The organism is Amycolatopsis keratiniphila subsp. keratiniphila (assembly GCF_001620365.2).
Classification (GTDB): Bacteria; Actinomycetota; Actinomycetes; order Mycobacteriales; family Pseudonocardiaceae; genus Amycolatopsis; species Amycolatopsis keratiniphila.
The window spans coordinates 134,914-150,808 of sequence record NZ_LQMT02000010.1; the positions used below are offsets into that span (position 1 = coordinate 134,914).

Below are 15,895 nucleotides of genomic sequence, written 5' to 3' on the forward strand. Positions count from 1 at the left end.
GTTCCCCGGATCACGCCGACACAAGGCACTGAGACCCAACTCACGCGAACAGAGTTGCCGAGCGACCGTTTCCGATATATCGTGAACGAGTCGGAACATTACGAAGAGAGGATGCACATCATGCGACGACGACCTTTCCCTCCAGAACACGGCCGGCCCGCCTTCGGACCTTGGGCTCGCGGCGGCTTCGGCGACTTCCCGCCGGGGCCGGGCGGACCGGGCCACGGGCACCGGCACGGCCGTCGCGGTGGCCCTGGCGGACGGCGCGGCAAACGCGGTGACGTCCGCGCCGCGACCCTGGCGCTGCTTTCCGAGCAGCCGAGGCACGGCTACGAGATCATCCGCGAGATCGGCGAGCGCAGCGGCGGCTTCTGGAAGCCGAGCCCCGGCTCGGTCTACCCGACGCTGCAAATGCTGGCCGACGAAGGCCTGGTGATCAGCAAGGACGAGAACGGCAAGAAGCTGTTCGAGCTCACCGAATCCGGCCGTGCCGCGGCCGAACAGCAGGACGCCGTCCCGCCGTGGGAGCAGATCGCCCACGACGTCGACCCGGTCGAGGTGAACCTGCGCAAGGCGGGCGCGACCCTGGCCGCGGCGGTCGCGCAGGTCATGCACGCCGGCAGCGAAAGCCAGCAGGCCCGCACCGTCGACGTGCTCAACGAAGCACGCCGGACGATCTACGGCATCCTCGGCGAGGCCGAGGACACGGAGTGATTCGGTACGACGAGGCCGGTGGGCTTGGTGCGCGTATGCACGCGATAGCCCACCGGCAGCGTCACCCGCTGCTCCCCGGCACTTGACGAAACCTCGTTGAGCCGCCGGACCTCCGCGATCGCCTTCGCCGCGACCGGAGCGCTGAACTCGATCTTCAGCACCGCCTCCATCGCGGCGGCGTCTTCGAACAGCCACCGCGTCATCACCTTGCGGCAGTCGAATCCCTGACGGGCGAAGAACTTCTCGACGCCGGGCGGGTCGTAATGCGGGAGGTCCATGCGCATCCAGCGTCCGTAGGGCTCACTCGTCACATCGAGATCCACGATCATCATCAGCCCACCCGGGCGCAACACCCGCTCCGCTTCGCGAAGGCCGGGTTCACAACCGGGGCCGAAGAAGTACGCGGTGCGCGCGTGGACGACGTCGAAAGCCGCGTCCGGCAAGGGAAGCCGCTGCGCACGGCCTTGCCGCACCTCTACGTTCGCCAGCCGCGCCACGCGGTTCCGCGCGTCACGGACGAGCGGCTCATGGGGCTCGATGCCGACCACCGACCGCGCCGTCGCGGCGAACCGCGGCAGGTGGAACCCGTCACCGCAGCCGATGTCGAGGACGTCCGCCCCGGACCAATCGCGAGCCCCGGCGAGCACGCGCCAGATCTCGTCGTCGACGTCCTGCGCGCGGTTCTCGACCTCGTAGGCCTTCTGGTAGTACCAGATGTTCGGGCTCGGCAGCACCTCCTCGCCGCCACGGCGGGCGGAGGAGAGGGCTCGGGGAAACCAGCGCACGGAAGCTCCAACGAAGGGACACCGGGCCGGGTTCCGGGGTATCCGGGTCGAAATCTTTAACGGAAACAATGCGGTCAGCGACTAGACTTTACTCCCACCGGTAAGGGAGAACCGCATGTCGCTTGGCTCGGCCGCCCACACTTCCGTCATACCTTCGGGAATCCCGTGCTGGATCGAGCTCGCGTGCAGAGACGAAGCGGCCGTACAAGCCTTCTACGGCGGGCTTTTCGACTGGGAGTTCACCGTTCAGCGTGATCCGGCGACGCCGACCGGCCGGTACTCGATCGCGACGCTGAACGGCGTCCCGACCGGTGGTCTGTACCGCGCGGGCGCGGAGGGGCCGTCCGGCTGGAGCGTCCACATCTCGGTGCAGCAGGCGGCCGCCGCCGCCGAATGGGTGGACAGTCTCGGTGGCCGGGTCACGCTCGGGCCGATGGCGATCCCCCATCGCGGCAACATCGTGCACGCCGTCGACGCGTGCGGCGCGCATGTCGTCTTCTGGGAGCCGCCCGCCACCTGGGAGTTCGCGACGGGGGTGCCGAACACCTTCAGCGGCGCGGACCTCAACACCCACGACGGCGCGGCGGCGGATCACTTCTACTGCCGCCTCTTCAACTACACCAGCCACCAGATCGGCGACGGCGCGTCGCTCGACTACGCCGAATGGCTCATCGAGCACGAACCGGTGCTGTACCGGTACGTGATGGGCTCGGAATACCGGCCGGACACTCCCCCGCACTGGATGGTCTACCTCGCCCTCGATCCGGCGCGCGGTGCGGACGCCGCGGCCGGGCAGGCGCTGATGCTCGGCGGCGCCGTCGTGGTCCAGCCCTACGACACCCCGTACGGCCGGATGGCGATCCTCGCCGACCCGGACGGTTCCGTCTTCGCGGTGATCGACCACTCCCGGGCCGTCGAAGGCTGGGGCACCGCCGAAGTCGACGATCCGTACGACGACTAGCCGGGGCGACGAGGCCGCCCCGGCTCTTCGGTCAGAGGCCGGCCCAGAAACCGCAGTCGTGCACGGCCCCGAGATCGACCGGGCCGATCACGCCCGGCGCCAGCGACTGCGTCCGCGGCGAGGGACGCCATTTCGGCAGTTCTTCGCCGTTCGGATCACCGGTGCGCGCGAACGCGGTCCAATACCGGATCATTTGCGCCGCGAGGTCCCGCTGGGCGGGCGTCAATTCGACCGGAAACCCGGTTAAATCAGACAAATAAGCCAATTCAGCTCCGTGGGAAGCGCCGGGACGCATTCCGGGAGGAGCCGGGAAAAGCGGCGGAGCGTTCCGATCGGCGAACTCGTAACCGAAGGTCCGCATGCGCTGACGCAGCAACCGCTCCGTCCCCACCTGCGGGCAACCCCAGATCCGGTCGGTCATCGCGTCCGCGAACGCCATCGCCGGGCCGCCGTGCTTCGCCGACGGATACCGGGCCTCGACGAGCGGCGCCTTCTCCCCGAACGCCGTCCGCAGCAGGCCCCGGTAATGCTCCTCGGTGAACGGATGGCCGGGGAACAAGGCGACGAAAAGCCTCGCCTCGTCCCTGGTCACCCCGGTCAGCACCGGCACACGGGCGAAATGTCCCGCCTTCAGCGCCTCGGCCGGATGCTCCGGTAGCAGGCCGGTGCCGAACGCGGGCGTCGAGAACGGCTGACTCACCAGATCCTTGACCGGGAGCCGCCGGAGACAGGCGACGTCGGCGCAGCCGAGCTTCTTCGTCGCGTCGGCACCCATCGCCTCGACGTCCGCGCGGGGCAGGTACGGCGAACCCGCGGGCACGCCGGGGAAGAACCCGCCGTCGGGCCAGGTCAGGGTGCACGGACCGCTCTGGATGATCGCGCGGTGGAACAGCCCCGCCGCCGACGGCGAGGTCAGCTGGGCGCAGGTGCTCATCGCACCGGCGGATTCACCGAACAGCGTGACATTCCGCGGATCTCCGCCGAAGGCGCGCGCGTTGCGCTGCACCCAGCGAAGCGCGGCCTGCTGGTCTTGGAGGCCGAACACGCCGGAGTCGCGTCCCAGCTCCGGATGCCCGAAGAAACCGAAGACTCCGAGCCGGTAGTTCACGGTCACCACGACGACGTCCCCGCCGAGGGCCATGCGCTTGAAGTCGTAGTCGCTGCCCGCCCCGGAGGTGAAGCTGCCACCGTGCACCCAGACCAGCACCGGACGCGGCTTGCGCGCCGTCTTGGCCGGGCTGATCACGTTGAGCTACAGGCAATCCTCGGCCTCGCTCGGCGGGGAACCGAGCCCAGCGCCCTGGGCGCATCGAGGCCCCGGTCTGCTCGCGTCCCGCACGGCGGTCCACGGTTCGGGTTTCCGCGGCGGCGACCAGCGCAGGTCGCCGACCGGGGGCGCGGCGAACGGGATGCCTTGGAAACTCCGGTATCCGTCGGCGCTCACACCACGCACGGGACCGGAATCCGTGCGGACGACCGGGCTTTCGCCCGCCTCCGCCACGGTCGTCGTCAGGGCGCCGAGCGTCACCACGCTCAGTGCCATGGCCAGAATTCGCTTACTCATCCGTCGAGTTCGCATATTCCGACCTTGGCCCAGTGTTCCGGGCTTGTCACACGGGTTCGGCTAAACGGGGACGAACGCCGAAAGCAGCAACCACGAGACGACGGCCGACGGGAGCAGAGAGTCGAGCCGGTCCATCAAGCCGCCGTGCCCCGGCAGCATGTTCCCCATGTCCTTGACGCCGAGGTCGCGTTTGATCAGCGACTCGACGAGATCGCCCAGTGTCGCCGTGCAGACGATCGCCGCACCGAAGAGCACACCCTGCCAGGCATGGCCGTCGAGCAGGAGGCTCAAGGTCAGCGCGCCGGCGACCACACCGGCCACGAGGGAACCGGCGAAACCTTCCCAGGTCTTCTTCGGGCTGATGGTGGGCGCCATCGGATGCTTGCCGCCCAGCACACCGGCGATGTAACCACCGGTGTCCGAGGCGACGACACCGATCATGAACGCCAGCACCCGGCCGACACCGTCGTCCGGCGGGACGAGCATGGCGGCGAAAGCGCCGAAAAGCGGGATGTACGCGGCGGCGAAGACCGACGCGCTGATGTCGCGCAGATACCCGTCCGCGCCGCCGGGCAACCGCCACAGCAGGCAGACGAGCACCGTCAGCACGAACGCCGTCAACGCGCCTTCGCGGCCGTACGGCCACGCGAGCCAGATCATCGCCTGACCGCCGACGAGCACCGGGACCAGCGCGATCCGGATACCCGCCGCGCGCTTCAGTGCCCCGGCCAGCTCGATCGTGCCGACCGCGATGGCGATCGCGATGATGCCGATGAACAGAAAGCGCACGGTGAGCAGGGACGTGACGATCGCCGCGCCCAGCAGCAGCCCGACCCCGATCGCGGCGGGCAGGTTACGGCCGGCGCGGGAAACCTTCTGCACCGGTTCCGGCTTCTCCGCCGGAACCGGTTCCGGGGCGTCCACCCGGTCCTCGCGTTCCTCGCTCACCTGGCTCATCAGACCTCGAGTAGCTCGGCTTCCTTGTGTTTCACCAGCTCGTCCACCTTGTGGGTGTAGGTGTCGGTGAGGTTCTGGAGTTCCTTCTCGGCGTGGACGACCTCGTCCTCGCCGGCCTCGCCGTCCTTCTTGATCCGGTCGAGTTCTTCCTTGGCCTTACGGCGGACGCTGCGGATCGAGACGCGGGCGTCTTCGCCCTTGGCCTTGGCGACCTTCACCATCTCCTTGCGGCGCTCTTCGGTGAGCTGCGGGATGACGATACGGATCACGTTGCCGTCGTTGCTCGGGTTCACGCCGAGGTCGGACTCGCGGATCGCCTTCTCGATGGCGTTCAGCTGGGTCTGGTCGTAGGGCTTGATCAACGCCATCCGGGCCTCCGGCACGTTGACGCTCGCCATCTGGTTCAGCGGGGTCGGCGCGCCGTAGTACTCGACGACAATGCGCGAGAACATCCCGGGGTGGGCCCGGCCGGTGCGTACCGACGACAGGTCCTCCTTGGCGACGGACACCGCTTTTTCCATCTTCTCCTCGGCGTCGAGGAGGGTCTCGTCGATCACGGCAACTCCCGTTGTTGTGTATGCGTACCGATTACGGAGATCAGAGCAGGACTACGCGGGCACCCCGTCGGCGGGGGTGTCGACCAGGGTGCCGATCCGTTCACCGCTGACCGCACGGGCGATGTTCCCCTCGGTGAGCAGATTGAACACGATGATCGGCATGTTGTTGTCCATGCACAGGCTGAACGCGGTGGCGTCGGCGACCTTGAGGTCCCGTTCCAGCACCTCGCGGTGGCTGATCTCGTGGAACATCTCGGCGGTCGGGTCGCTCTTCGGGTCCGCGGTGTAGACGCCGTCGACGGCCTTCGCCATCAAGACGGCTTCGCAGCCGAGTTCGAGCGCGCGCTGCGCGGCGGCGGTGTCCGTCGAGAAGTACGGCATGCCGACCCCGGCGCCGAAGATGACGACGCGGCCCTTCTCCAGATGACGCTCGGCACGACGCGGGATGTACGGCTCGGCGACCTGTCCCATGGTGATGGCGGTCTGCACCCGGGTGGGCAGGCCCTCCTTCTCCAGGAAGTCCTGCAGCGCCAGGCAGTTCATGACGGTGCCGAGCATCGCCATGTAGTCCGCGCGGTCGCGGTCCATGCCGCGCTGCGACAGTTCCGCGCCGCGGAAGTAGTTGCCGCCACCGATCACGACGGCGATCTGCACGCCCGTCCGCGCGACGTCGGCGATCTGCTGGGCGACCGAGTGCACCACATCCGGATCAACCCCGATGGAACCGCCGCCGAACATCTCGCCGCCCAGTTTCAGCAGCACCCGCCGGTATCCGCCTTCGACCCGGACACCCATGTCGCCCTCCCTAATGCTCTGAAACCCGACTGTGCCTCGTCCCCGATGGACGGAGACGGGGCACAGTGGTGATTCTTGTGTTCCGCGCCTGGATCAGGCCTGGCCGACCTCGAACCGGGCGAACCGGCTCACGGTCACGCCGGCCTCGTCGAGCAGGGCCTTGACGGTCTTCTTGTTGTCCTTGACCGACGGCTGCTCGAGCAGGACGTTGTCCTTGTAGTAGGCGTTGACCTTGCCCTCGATGATCTTGGGCATGGCCTGCTCCGGCTTGCCCTCTTCGCGGGCGGTCGCCTCGGCGACGCGACGCTCGTTCTCGACGACCTCGGCCGGGACCTCGTCACGGGTGAGGTACTTCGCCTTGAGCGCGGCGACCTGCATGGCGGCGCCACGGGCGGCCTCCGCGGCCTCCTCGCCCTCACCGGTGTACTCGATGAGCACGCCGACGGCGGGCGGGAGGTCGGCACCGCGACGGTGCAGGTACGTGGTGGTGGTGCCCTCGTAAGCGGCGACACGGCGCAGCTCGAGCTTCTCACCGATGCGGGCGGCCAGCTCCTGGACCTGCTCCTCGACGGTCTTGCCGTCGAGCGAGGCGGCCTTCAGCTTCTCGACGTCGCTGGTCTTCTCGGCCTTCGCGACCTCGACGATCTTCGCGGCGAGGGCCTGGAAGTCCTCGTTCTTCGCGACGAAGTCGGTCTCGGAGTCGAGCTCGATCAGCACGCCGCCGTCACCGGCGACGAGGCCCTCGGCGGTGGCGCGCTCGGCGCGCTTGCCGACGTCCTTGGCGCCCTTGATGCGCAGGAACTCGACGGCCTTGTCGAAGTCGCCGTCGTTCTCCTCCAGCGCCTTCTTGCAGTTCATCATGCCGGAGCCGGTGAGCTCCCGGAGACGCTTCACGTCTGCGGCGGTGTAGTTCGCCATCGTGGGTGTGTCCGTCCTTTTTCAGGTACGAGAAAGTCTTTTGGGGAATTCACTCGTGGGGCCGCCCGGAGGCGGCCCCACGAGCGGGTGGATCAGGAGGAGGCGGTGGCCTGCTCGGCCGGGGCCTCGGTGGCCGCGTCGGTCGCCGCGGCGGCTTCCTTGGCGTCCGCGGCGGCTTCCTTGGCGTCCGCGGCGGCGGTCTCGGAGCCGGCCAGCAGCTCCTTCTCCCACTCGGCCAGCGGCTCGTCCGTGGCGACGCCGGCCTCGGGCTTGGCGTCGGCGGAGGAACCGTTGCGGCTGGAGCGGGCCATCAGACCGGCGGCGGCGGCCTCGGCCACGACCTTGGTCAGCAGCGCGGCCGAACGGATCGCGTCGTCGTTACCCGGGATCGGGTAGTCGACCTCGTCCGGGTCGCAGTTGGTGTCCAGGATCGCGACGACCGGGATGTTCAGCTTGCGAGCCTCGCCGACGGCGATGTGCTCCTTCTTCGTGTCGACGATCCACACGATGCTCGGCACCTTGGCCATGTCGCGGATACCGCCGAGGGTCTTCTCGAGCTTGTCCTTCTCACGGGTGAGCGTGAGGATCTCGCGCTTGGTCAGGCCGGCGAAACCGCCGGTCTGCTCCTGCGACTCGAGCTCCTTCAGGCGGAGGAGGCGCTTGTGCACCGTCTGGAAGTTGGTCAGCATGCCGCCGAGCCAGCGCTGGTTCACGTAGGGCATGCCCACGCGCGAGGCCTCGGAGGCGATGGCTTCCTGAGCCTGCTTCTTCGTGCCGACGAACATGATGGTGCCGCCGTGCGCGACGGTTTCCTTGATGAACTCGTACGCACGGTCGATGTACGTCAGCGTCTGCTGCAGGTCGATGATGTAGATGCCGTTGCGCTCGGTGAAGATGTAGCGCTTCATCTTCGGGTTCCACCGACGGGTCTGGTGCCCGAAGTGCACGCCGCTGTCGAGCAGCTGCTTCATGGTGACGACGGCCATTGCCGGAATCAACCTCTTCTGTGTCGTGCGCGCCCGGCTCCGCCGGAACGCGCTTGCTCGGTTCGTCGCTCTCGGCCGGGTGGCCGATCGCCCTGGTGCCGATGCTCGGGCCCGGACCCTGTGGCGAAGTGACCTCAAGGACCGCCGGGCCGTGTGCCCCCGCCTGTCCTGACCCTCCGTGAGGAGATCGGCCATCGGGAGCGCGCACGTGCACGCGAAGTCAGTCCGCTGCCGCGGACCGCGCAAAAGAGTCTACTCCCTGTCGCCACCGGGTACCGCACCGGCAGCCCCTGATGAGAGGGGTTGTCCACAACCGCCTCGGTTATCCACAGATTCCCTCGGCGCGCCCCGCACGCCACGCCGGTCCCCCAGCCTGGAACACATGACCATGACGACCTGTTCCCGCCCTGTCACCAGGCACTCCTTCGCTCTCGACCGCACCGGCGGGAGACACCGCCGCCCCGGGCGTCCTCGGCGCCTTCCCCGCCTCGCGATCCTCGCGACCCTGCTCGCGATCTTCGCGTCGGCGGCGATGCCGGGCACGGCCAGAGGCGCGCCCTCCCCGCAAGGGCGCCTCTCCTGGCCGCTCTCGCCGGCACCGAGCGTCACCAGGTACTTCGAGCCGCCCTCGACTCCGTACGGCCCCGGTCATCGGGGCGTCGACCTCGCCGCCGCACCGGGCACGAACGTGCTCGCGGCCGCCGAAGGTGTGGTGATGTTCGCCGGGCAGGTGGCGGGCCGCGGCGTGGTGTCGATCGACCACGAGGGAGGCCTTCGCACGACCTACCAACCGCTCGCCCCGACGGTCACCGCGGGTGATCAGGTCTACCGGGGGCAAGTGCTCGGGACGCTCGCGGCGGGCCACCCCGGCTGCCCGGAGCCGGCGTGCCTGCATTTCGGCGTCCGGCGGGGCGAGGAGTACGTCGATCCGCTCGCGTTGATCGGCGAGCCGTCCGAGATCCGGCTCAAACCGTGGGAAGGAGACTGAATGACCGGAACGACTCGGGCAGCCGAGCAGTGTCCGGCGCCTGCGGCGTCTCGGGCGAGGGGGTGCGATGCCCGTCGTCCGCGGAACCGCCACGTGCCCCTCTCCGCCACGCAAGGTGCCGTGATCCGCGTGTCCTGGTGGACGACACGCGTGATCGGACAGCGCACACGCGTGACTGGAGGCCGAACACACGTGATTGGGGAGCGAACACTCGTGATTGGAGGCGGAACTCGCCGCGGCGCCTGGGTGCTAGGCCTGCTCGACCAGTTTGGCGCGCAGCCGCATGACGGCACGGGTGTGCAGCTGGCTGACCCGTGACTCGGTGACGCCGAGGACCTTGCCGATCTCGGCGAGGGTCAGGCTCTCGAAGTAGTAGAGACCGACGACGATCCGGTCGCGTTCGGTCAGCTGCGCGATGGCCTGCGCCAGCTGGCGGCGGTTGTCCTGGTCGACCAGGACGGCCACCGGGTCGACGGCGCCGTCGTCGGGCAGGGTGTCGACCAGCGAGCCGCTGTCCTTGCCCGCGGCGACGAGGTCTTCCAGCGCGATGACACTGGTCAGCTGCATCTGCCCGTAGAACTCGCGCAGGTCGTCGACGCTGATTTCGAGCTCGGCCGCGAGTTCGGCGTCGGTCGGCGTGCGGTTCAGCCGGGCGCCGAGGCGTTCCAGTGCGCGCTCGGCCTCGCGGGCCTTGCTGCGGACCGCCCGGGGGACCCAGTCCTGGGAACGGAGATCGTCGAGGATCGCGCCCCGGATGCGCTGCATGGCGTAGGTCTCGAACCGCAGGCCCCTGGCGGGTTCGAACTTCTCGATCGCGTCGACCAGGCCGAAGATCCCGGACTGGATCAGGTCGCCGACGTCGACGTGGGTCGGCAGCCCGGTACCGACGCGGCCCGCGACGTACTTGACGAGCGGGGCGTAGTGCAGCACGAGCCGGTCGCGCACGACCTGGTCCGGCGACTCGGTGAACTCCCGCCACAGCGCCTGGATCCCGGCGTCCACCTCGTAGCCGGTCCGTGCTTCGGGTGCGACGGCAGGACCGTCCCCGCCGGGACGATGTTTCCCGGCGGCTTCGGTGACATGTGGGTCGGCGGTCATCGGACCGCCGTTCTCAGCATGCGACTCAGCGTGGTCTCCGTGCTCGTGCGGATGCGCGTGCGCCGCCGGTGCGGGCCGCCGGGTCACCTGCCGAGTCCTCCCCGGCATCATCGGGCCCGGGGGTGCGCGCGGTCGTGGATCGCCTTCAGCCGATCGACGGTCACATGAGTGTAGAGCTGCGTGGTAGCCAGCGTAGCGTGACCAAGCAGTTCCTGAACGCTTCGAAGATCAGCGCCGCCTTCGAGCAGATGAGTGGCCGCGGAATGCCTCAGGCCGTGCGGCCCCATGTCGTTCGCGCCCGGCACCGAACCGACGGCTTCGTGGACGATCCGCCGGGCCGCCCTCGGATCGAGCCTGCCTCCCCGCGCCCCCAGGAAGAGCGCCGCTTTCCCCGGCTCCTTCGTTTCGACGGCGAGCTTCCCCCTGCCCTCGTCCAGCCAAGCCCGCAGAGCCGTTTCGGCGGGGACGCCGAACGGCACGACACGTTCCTTGCCGCCCTTGCCCAGCACGAGCACGACCCGGCGGGAGAAGTCGACGTCGCCCACATCCAGCCCGCACAGTTCCGAGACCCGCACGCCGGTCGCATAGAGCAGTTCCACGATGGCACTGTCCCGCAAAGCCACCGGGTCGCGCTGTTCGGCACCGGCGACTGAGAAGCGCATGACGTCGCTCGCCTGCTCCGCACGGAGGACCCCGGGGAGCTTGCGGTGCGTGCGAGGCGCCACCAGCCGTCCGCCCGGATCCGAGGCGAGCGCCCCGCCCCGGTGGGCCCACGCGGTGAAGGTGCGTGCCGCCGCGGCGCGCCTCGCCAGTGTCGTGCGGCTGGCCCCCTCCTCGCGTTGCCGGGCGAGCCAGCCGCGCAAGGTCCCGATGTCGAGATCCTCGAACCGGCCGCCGTTCCCGTCCACGAAGCCCATCAGCGACACGATGTCGCCGAGGTAGGCACGCACGGTGTGCGTGGACAGCCCGCGTTCCAGCGAAAGGTGCCGCTCGTAGTCGTCGATCAGCTTCCGGACAGGCTCCGGCAGCGCGGCACGGGCGGCGCGCAGATCGGGTCTGCGGGCGCGTTTCCCCGTGCCGTGGGGACCTTCGGTCGACGGCATGCCGATCACGCTGCGCGATGTACGGCGGATGGTCAAGTATCGCCGCACCCTGTTGCGGTGTCCGTGGTCGGATCGTGCCGGGATGGCGTCTCAGGTGTAGGCCAGTCAGGTCTTGGCGGTCCGTCTTCGCCACCCTGTGTCACTCCTTTCCGCGAAACCGTCGAGCTCCAGTTCGGGAAGCAGCGAGCGGACGCGATCGACCGGGACGCCCGACTCGGCCGCCAGCCGTTCCTCGGGTCTCGCCGACCGTTCGGACAGCGCGTCGTGCACTCGCAGCGCCTCCGGACCGAGCCGATCGGTGCGGCGGCGCGGTTTCGACGGATCCGCGCCCGGCGCGCCGAGGCGTCCGGCGGTCTCGAGGATCTCGTCGACCGAGGTCACCAGCGTGGCCTCGCCTTCGCGGATCAACGCGTGGCAGCCGGCGGACATCCCCGACGAGACCGGCCCCGGCATGGCCATCACGACCTTGCCCAAGGCTCCGGCCGTACTCGCGGTGTTCCGCGCGCCGCTGCGCCGACCTGCTTCGACCACGACGGTGCCTTCCGTGAGCGCCGCGATGAGCCTGTTCCGGACGAGGAACCGATGCCTCGCGGGCGAAGTGCCCGGCGGGTACTCGCTGACCACCGCGCCGACCTTCCCGATGCTGCGCAACAAGGTCGCGTGCTGCGCCGGGTATCCGACATCCGCTCCGCAGCCGAGCAGGGCAACCGTCGTCCCGTCCGCGCTCAACGCGCCCCGGTGGGCCGCGCCGTCGATCCCGTACGCCGCTCCCGAGAACACCGGGATCCCGCGGCTCGCGAGGTGATAGCCCAGCTCGGCCGCGTTGTGCTCGCCGTACCCGGTCGCCGCGCGGGCGCCGACGATCGCGATCGCCTGGTCGACGGCCTCGTCGAGCCTGGCCGGACCACGGACCCACAGCGCCAGCGGAGGTGCCACACCGGAAACTCCCCTGCGCTGCGCCACGGCCATCGAAAGCAACGGCCAAGCCGGCCATTCGCCTTCCGTGTCAAGTCCGGGCGTGTTGCCCAGACTTGACACGGAAGACAACGAGTACCACCGCTGCATAGAGAATTCAGGACAGCTGCCTAGTCCGACAAGAACTTCCAGGCAGCCAGGCTGAGCGTCACGGTCGCGACGAATGCCGCACCCGCTACAGACAGCATGGTGATCTGGTCCGCCTTGGCCAACCAGAACACGATGGCGCATCCTCCGGCGACAAGCGCCGCGCCGATGAAGATGATCGCCAGCCAAAGCGGGCGATTGGAGGGAACAGGGGGCTCTGACATGGGACTTTGTCCCTCTCGTGATCGACGAGGGAACGCGCTACCGTCCAAGGTGGGCCCTCGACGGAGTTCGCTCCTTCGTGAGTTCGAGGCCTGGCCGGGGACTCCTACCTCCCCGGCCAGGCCGAATTCATGTAGCGTTCGAGCCGTTGGGCTCGCGCTTCAGATCCTGCCACTCAGCAAAAGCCCTGGTCAAACGGCTATGTCGACGTTAGCACTGGATCGGTGAAGCTGTTTTACTGTAGATAGCAAGCGCTATTGCAGGATTCGCTGTGCCGCACGACTGTAGTGTTCGTGCTACTGTGCTGGAAAGGGAAGGGAACCTCCTAGGTACCCCCCGTACCCCATAGAAACTCCAGATGACCCGTTGCTCCAGCACAAAGGTCGACCAGTTATGCCGATCACCGAAGAACACGCCGACGCGCTCCGCCTCTTGTCAGCCGCAGCCGAGAGGTCTAAGCGCAAGAACGTGGCGTTCGCGCGTTCCTTCGTCGCGGACCTCGACCCGATGCCAGGGGCAACATCGTCCACACCGCTGAGCAGCCTGATCCAGGGCGGCAGAGGCGGCAAAGTGCGGCTCAGGCTGTATTTGCTATTAACGATGATGGCAACGCGAGCCCCTTTCGATATTAAGCAATTGAGAACGTCTCAAACATTGGCTCGAACTCTCGAATTGCCAAAAAGAGAGGGTCTGCGTCGCATTACAAGCAATCTGAACTGGCTAGCAGCAAACAAGTATATAAGCATAAAGCGAGACCCCAGCGCCCCAGTATCAGTTCAACTGCTGGATCCAATCGGCAACGGAAAACTGTTGCCGGATGCCCGAAAGGTCAAGCCTTACATAACCATCCCAATCGAGTTCTGGTCGAATGGATGGCTGCTCGATCTGTCCCCCAGGGCGATCGCCGTGCTGTTCGCCCTCGCTGATCGTCTCGGCGGTTCAGACAAGCCCCTGTATCTACTCAAGGACAGGAGGGCAAGCTACGGCTTTTCTCATGACACTTGGACTCGAGGCACGGCCGAACTGGAGGACCACGGCCTCCTCACCTTGAAGCGCGTTCCCCAAGGGAACGATTTCGACTACATGAGAATGCGAACCGCCTACTGGATCGAATGGAAACGACTGAACACCCCATCCGAAGCATCTGGCGGCGAAGCTGATACCAATCCAGCTCCGATGATTAATTTTCCCAATTCGCTTTAAAGTCAACGCTCTGGACTTGTATCCGGGTTTGAGACAGACAACTTGCCCCGTTTTCATCACTTCCATGCAGCAGCCGCAGGCCGGGCGAGGAGTCGATGGCCCGCCGAGAACACGCTGCTCAACATCCGGGGCGGTGGGCACGGGTATTTCGCTCGCTCGTGACGGTTGCGTGGAGTTAAATGTGCGACTAACGGAGCAACGACGTGAATGGTGGGGACGATGAGGGCGACTGACTTCTTCCTTGAGGCGGAGGCCGGATTCGACTTCGAGGGTGATTTTATCCGCCCGGAGCTGAACGAGGACCTGATCAAGGCGCTGCGCGCAGGCCCGCTCGAGGATGTCGCCGACGTATCCGCCGCCATCGGACTGCTTGATCTCGTCCATGACGAGCTAGAGAGCTATGGCACCGACGGTTCCCAGGACCTGAACGATCCCCAGATCGAGCTGGCAATCAGGACCTTGGAGACCGTGACGGCTCGGGCCGGTGTTCCACTGGAGGTTCCGTTCAGGGACTTCACGAGATTCCGGAACTACTGGAGCCGAAACGGCGCGCACGGGTCCTGGCAAGCGCGTCGAGACATCCTGGACGAGCTGTTCGAACCGGCGCGAGCCAAGCTGGCCCAGGTCGAGGCTCGTCCACTCGATGCCCGGCTGCCGGCCGAGTCACTCAAGGACCTGAAGGACCCGTCCGCGATCCTGGAGCACCTCCAGCGAATCCAGCGGGCGATCGTTACCGATCCGGCGCAGGTCATCGGCAGCGCGAAGGAACTCATCGAAAGCACCGCGAAGGTGGTGTTGACCGAGCTGCGCCTGCCGGTCAACGACAAGGCCGACGTGCCCGCCCTGGTGAAAGACGCCCAGGGCGCCTTGGGCCTTCACCCGAGTTCCCAGGCGCCCGGCCCCGACGGCAGCGACGCGGTGAAGAAAATCTTGGGGTCGGTCACCGGCGTCGCGATCGGCGTGGCCGAACTGCGCAACCGCCATGGAACCGGGCATGGTGCTGCCGGCCAACGCGTCGGCCTTGGTGTCCGGCACGCGCATCTCGCGGTAAACGCCGCCGTCACCTGGTGCCAGCTCATGCTCGACACACTCGCAGACAAGCAAGCACCCTGGCGACGGAACGCGCCGTGACGGGGTCCGGTCGCCAACCAGTGAGAGCGATGACAGCATGTCGAAGTCGAAGAAGCCCGCCCCGGACATCGTCGTATGGAGGGGAGGGCTCCGCTGGGTCGAGGGAGCCCAGATGCAGGCAGATCGTTTCGAGACTGTCTTTTTTGAGCTACAAACAGCTCTGGAACACGCGAGGCAGCGCGCGCTTCTCAACGATGGCAGCACCACCAGCAATTCATGGGTGAAACAGAGCGACAAGGACTACAAGTTCTTTGATCCGCGGCGCCCCGTGAAAGTTCCCACTCCGGCACTCTGGATGCAAGCGATGACGGAACTCGACTTGCTGATTGTTGCCGTTCGGAACGTTCTTCGCGCCCAGGTCCGGCTCCCGGAGCAGCTGAAGACCTCGATGACGGACGACGACGTGCTGGAGCTACTGCGCAACGTCGCCGAACACTGGGACGAGGATGATGGCCCCTCCATCAGGACGCTCACGGAAGCACACCCCGAAGTGCTGGTGCATGGCATTACTTTCACAAACAAAGAGATTTGGATCGGCGGAAGGGTTCCCCTATCGCGCATTCGAGCATGGCTGCCTCGCGTGCATCACGCCCTCGTTTTATCCATTGAATCCATAGGCGAATCAGTGCTCGACGACATGGCGTCTCTGATAACAGGAGACGACACGTTGAGTTGGCCCCCTGACCGTCTCCGGTACCGCTACTGGAGCCTGCCCGTGGTCGACGAAAAGGACTGGCCGACGACAGAGATGCCGCCGGAGATGGCGCACCTGATCCAGGAACGGTTCCGAAACCTTCGCGAGCGCGACGTAGCCGACTAGACACGGCGACGCGCTCGACGTAGTCAAAGCT

The 15,895-nt window shown here is 67.2% G+C and carries 15 protein-coding genes and 2 pseudogenes; 6 read left to right on the forward strand and 11 right to left on the reverse strand.

From position 1 onward, the window contains the following. Positions 1–120: 120 nt before the first annotated feature. Complete coding sequence (locus AVR91_RS08865) at positions 121–714, forward strand: PadR family transcriptional regulator (protein ID WP_063271577.1); 594 nt, start codon at positions 121–123, stop codon at positions 712–714. Here the strand turns inward: AVR91_RS08865 and AVR91_RS08870 are convergent. Continuing rightward, on the reverse strand, positions 678–1,499 hold the full coding sequence (locus AVR91_RS08870; RefSeq protein WP_063271570.1) for a class I SAM-dependent methyltransferase: 822 nt from the start codon (positions 1,497–1,499) through the stop codon (positions 678–680). The two genes, AVR91_RS08865 and AVR91_RS08870, sit on opposite strands and share 37 nt — an antisense overlap. A gap of 115 nt (positions 1,500–1,614) precedes the next feature. Here AVR91_RS08870 and AVR91_RS08875 point away from each other — a divergent pair, with 115 nt between their 5' ends. Further along, entirely contained in the window at positions 1,615–2,460 is an 846-nt protein-coding gene (locus AVR91_RS08875; protein WP_063271569.1) for a VOC family protein, read from the forward strand. A 31-nt stretch (positions 2,461–2,491) separates the two neighbouring features. Here the strand turns inward: AVR91_RS08875 and AVR91_RS08880 are convergent. From AVR91_RS08880 to rpsB, 6 genes and pseudogenes are all read right to left on the reverse strand, one after another. Further along, positions 2,492–4,003, reverse strand: a pseudogene (locus AVR91_RS08880) (carboxylesterase/lipase family protein). 81 nt (positions 4,004–4,084) lie between these two features. Beyond that, on the reverse strand, positions 4,085–4,981 hold the full coding sequence (locus tag AVR91_RS08885) for a phosphatidate cytidylyltransferase (protein ID WP_063271568.1): 897 nt from the start codon (positions 4,979–4,981) through the stop codon (positions 4,085–4,087). Further along, a complete protein-coding gene (frr, locus tag AVR91_RS08890; RefSeq protein WP_007032883.1) occupies positions 4,981–5,538 on the reverse strand; it encodes a ribosome recycling factor in 558 nt (185 codons plus the stop codon). Before frr ends, AVR91_RS08885 begins: the two co-directional genes overlap by 1 nt. A 51-nt stretch (positions 5,539–5,589) precedes the next feature. Beyond that, positions 5,590–6,333: a UMP kinase gene (pyrH, locus tag AVR91_RS08895; RefSeq protein WP_005154669.1), complete on the reverse strand. Its 744-nt coding sequence runs from the start codon at positions 6,331–6,333 to the stop codon at positions 5,590–5,592. Between the two features lie 93 nt (positions 6,334–6,426). Continuing rightward, positions 6,427–7,251: a translation elongation factor Ts gene (gene tsf, locus AVR91_RS08900; RefSeq protein ID WP_016336221.1), complete on the reverse strand. Its 825-nt coding sequence runs from the start codon at positions 7,249–7,251 to the stop codon at positions 6,427–6,429. A 92-nt stretch (positions 7,252–7,343) separates the two neighbouring features. Beyond that, positions 7,344–8,237 (reverse strand): 30S ribosomal protein S2, encoded by an 894-nt coding sequence (gene rpsB, locus AVR91_RS08905; protein WP_063271567.1) that lies wholly within the window; start codon positions 8,235–8,237, stop codon positions 7,344–7,346. Positions 8,238–8,619: 382 nt separating this feature from the next. Between rpsB and AVR91_RS08910 the strand changes: the two genes are divergently transcribed. Beyond that, positions 8,620–9,225 carry a murein hydrolase activator EnvC family protein gene (locus AVR91_RS08910; RefSeq protein ID WP_063271566.1) on the forward strand — a complete coding sequence of 202 codons (606 nt, stop codon included), beginning with the start codon at positions 8,620–8,622 and terminating at the stop codon, positions 9,223–9,225. 249 nt (positions 9,226–9,474) lie between these two features. On the opposite strand, the gene AVR91_RS08915 is transcribed toward AVR91_RS08910, so the two are convergent. From AVR91_RS08915 to AVR91_RS08930, 4 genes and pseudogenes are all read right to left on the reverse strand, one after another. Beyond that, entirely contained in the window at positions 9,475–10,410 is a 936-nt protein-coding gene (locus tag AVR91_RS08915; RefSeq protein ID WP_063271565.1) for a FliA/WhiG family RNA polymerase sigma factor, read from the reverse strand. Between the two features lie 20 nt (positions 10,411–10,430). Next, the gene (locus tag AVR91_RS08920) at positions 10,431–11,426 is read right to left on the reverse strand and encodes a tyrosine recombinase XerC (RefSeq protein ID WP_063271576.1); all 996 of its coding nucleotides are present in this window, start codon (positions 11,424–11,426) and stop codon (positions 10,431–10,433) included. 105 nt (positions 11,427–11,531) lie between these two features. Next, positions 11,532–12,428 (reverse strand): annotated as a pseudogene (gene dprA, locus AVR91_RS08925) (DNA-processing protein DprA); the annotation flags it as partial. Between the two features lie 83 nt (positions 12,429–12,511). Continuing rightward, a complete protein-coding gene (locus tag AVR91_RS08930) occupies positions 12,512–12,712 on the reverse strand; it encodes a hypothetical protein (RefSeq protein ID WP_063271564.1) in 201 nt (66 codons plus the stop codon). Positions 12,713–13,103: 391 nt separating this feature from the next. On the opposite strand from AVR91_RS08930, the gene AVR91_RS42755 reads away from it, so the two are divergent. The 3 genes from AVR91_RS42755 to AVR91_RS08940 all read left to right on the forward strand — a co-directional run bounded on the left by AVR91_RS42755 (position 13,104) and on the right by AVR91_RS08940 (position 15,864). Continuing rightward, complete coding sequence (locus AVR91_RS42755) at positions 13,104–13,913, forward strand: hypothetical protein (RefSeq protein WP_143253936.1); 810 nt, start codon at positions 13,104–13,106, stop codon at positions 13,911–13,913. Between the two features lie 219 nt (positions 13,914–14,132). Further along, complete coding sequence (locus AVR91_RS08935) at positions 14,133–15,044, forward strand: abortive infection family protein (protein ID WP_228709161.1); 912 nt, start codon at positions 14,133–14,135, stop codon at positions 15,042–15,044. A gap of 112 nt (positions 15,045–15,156) precedes the next feature. Beyond that, positions 15,157–15,864 (forward strand): hypothetical protein, encoded by a 708-nt coding sequence (locus tag AVR91_RS08940; protein WP_143253937.1) that lies wholly within the window; start codon positions 15,157–15,159, stop codon positions 15,862–15,864. Positions 15,865–15,895: the final 31 nt, after the last annotated feature.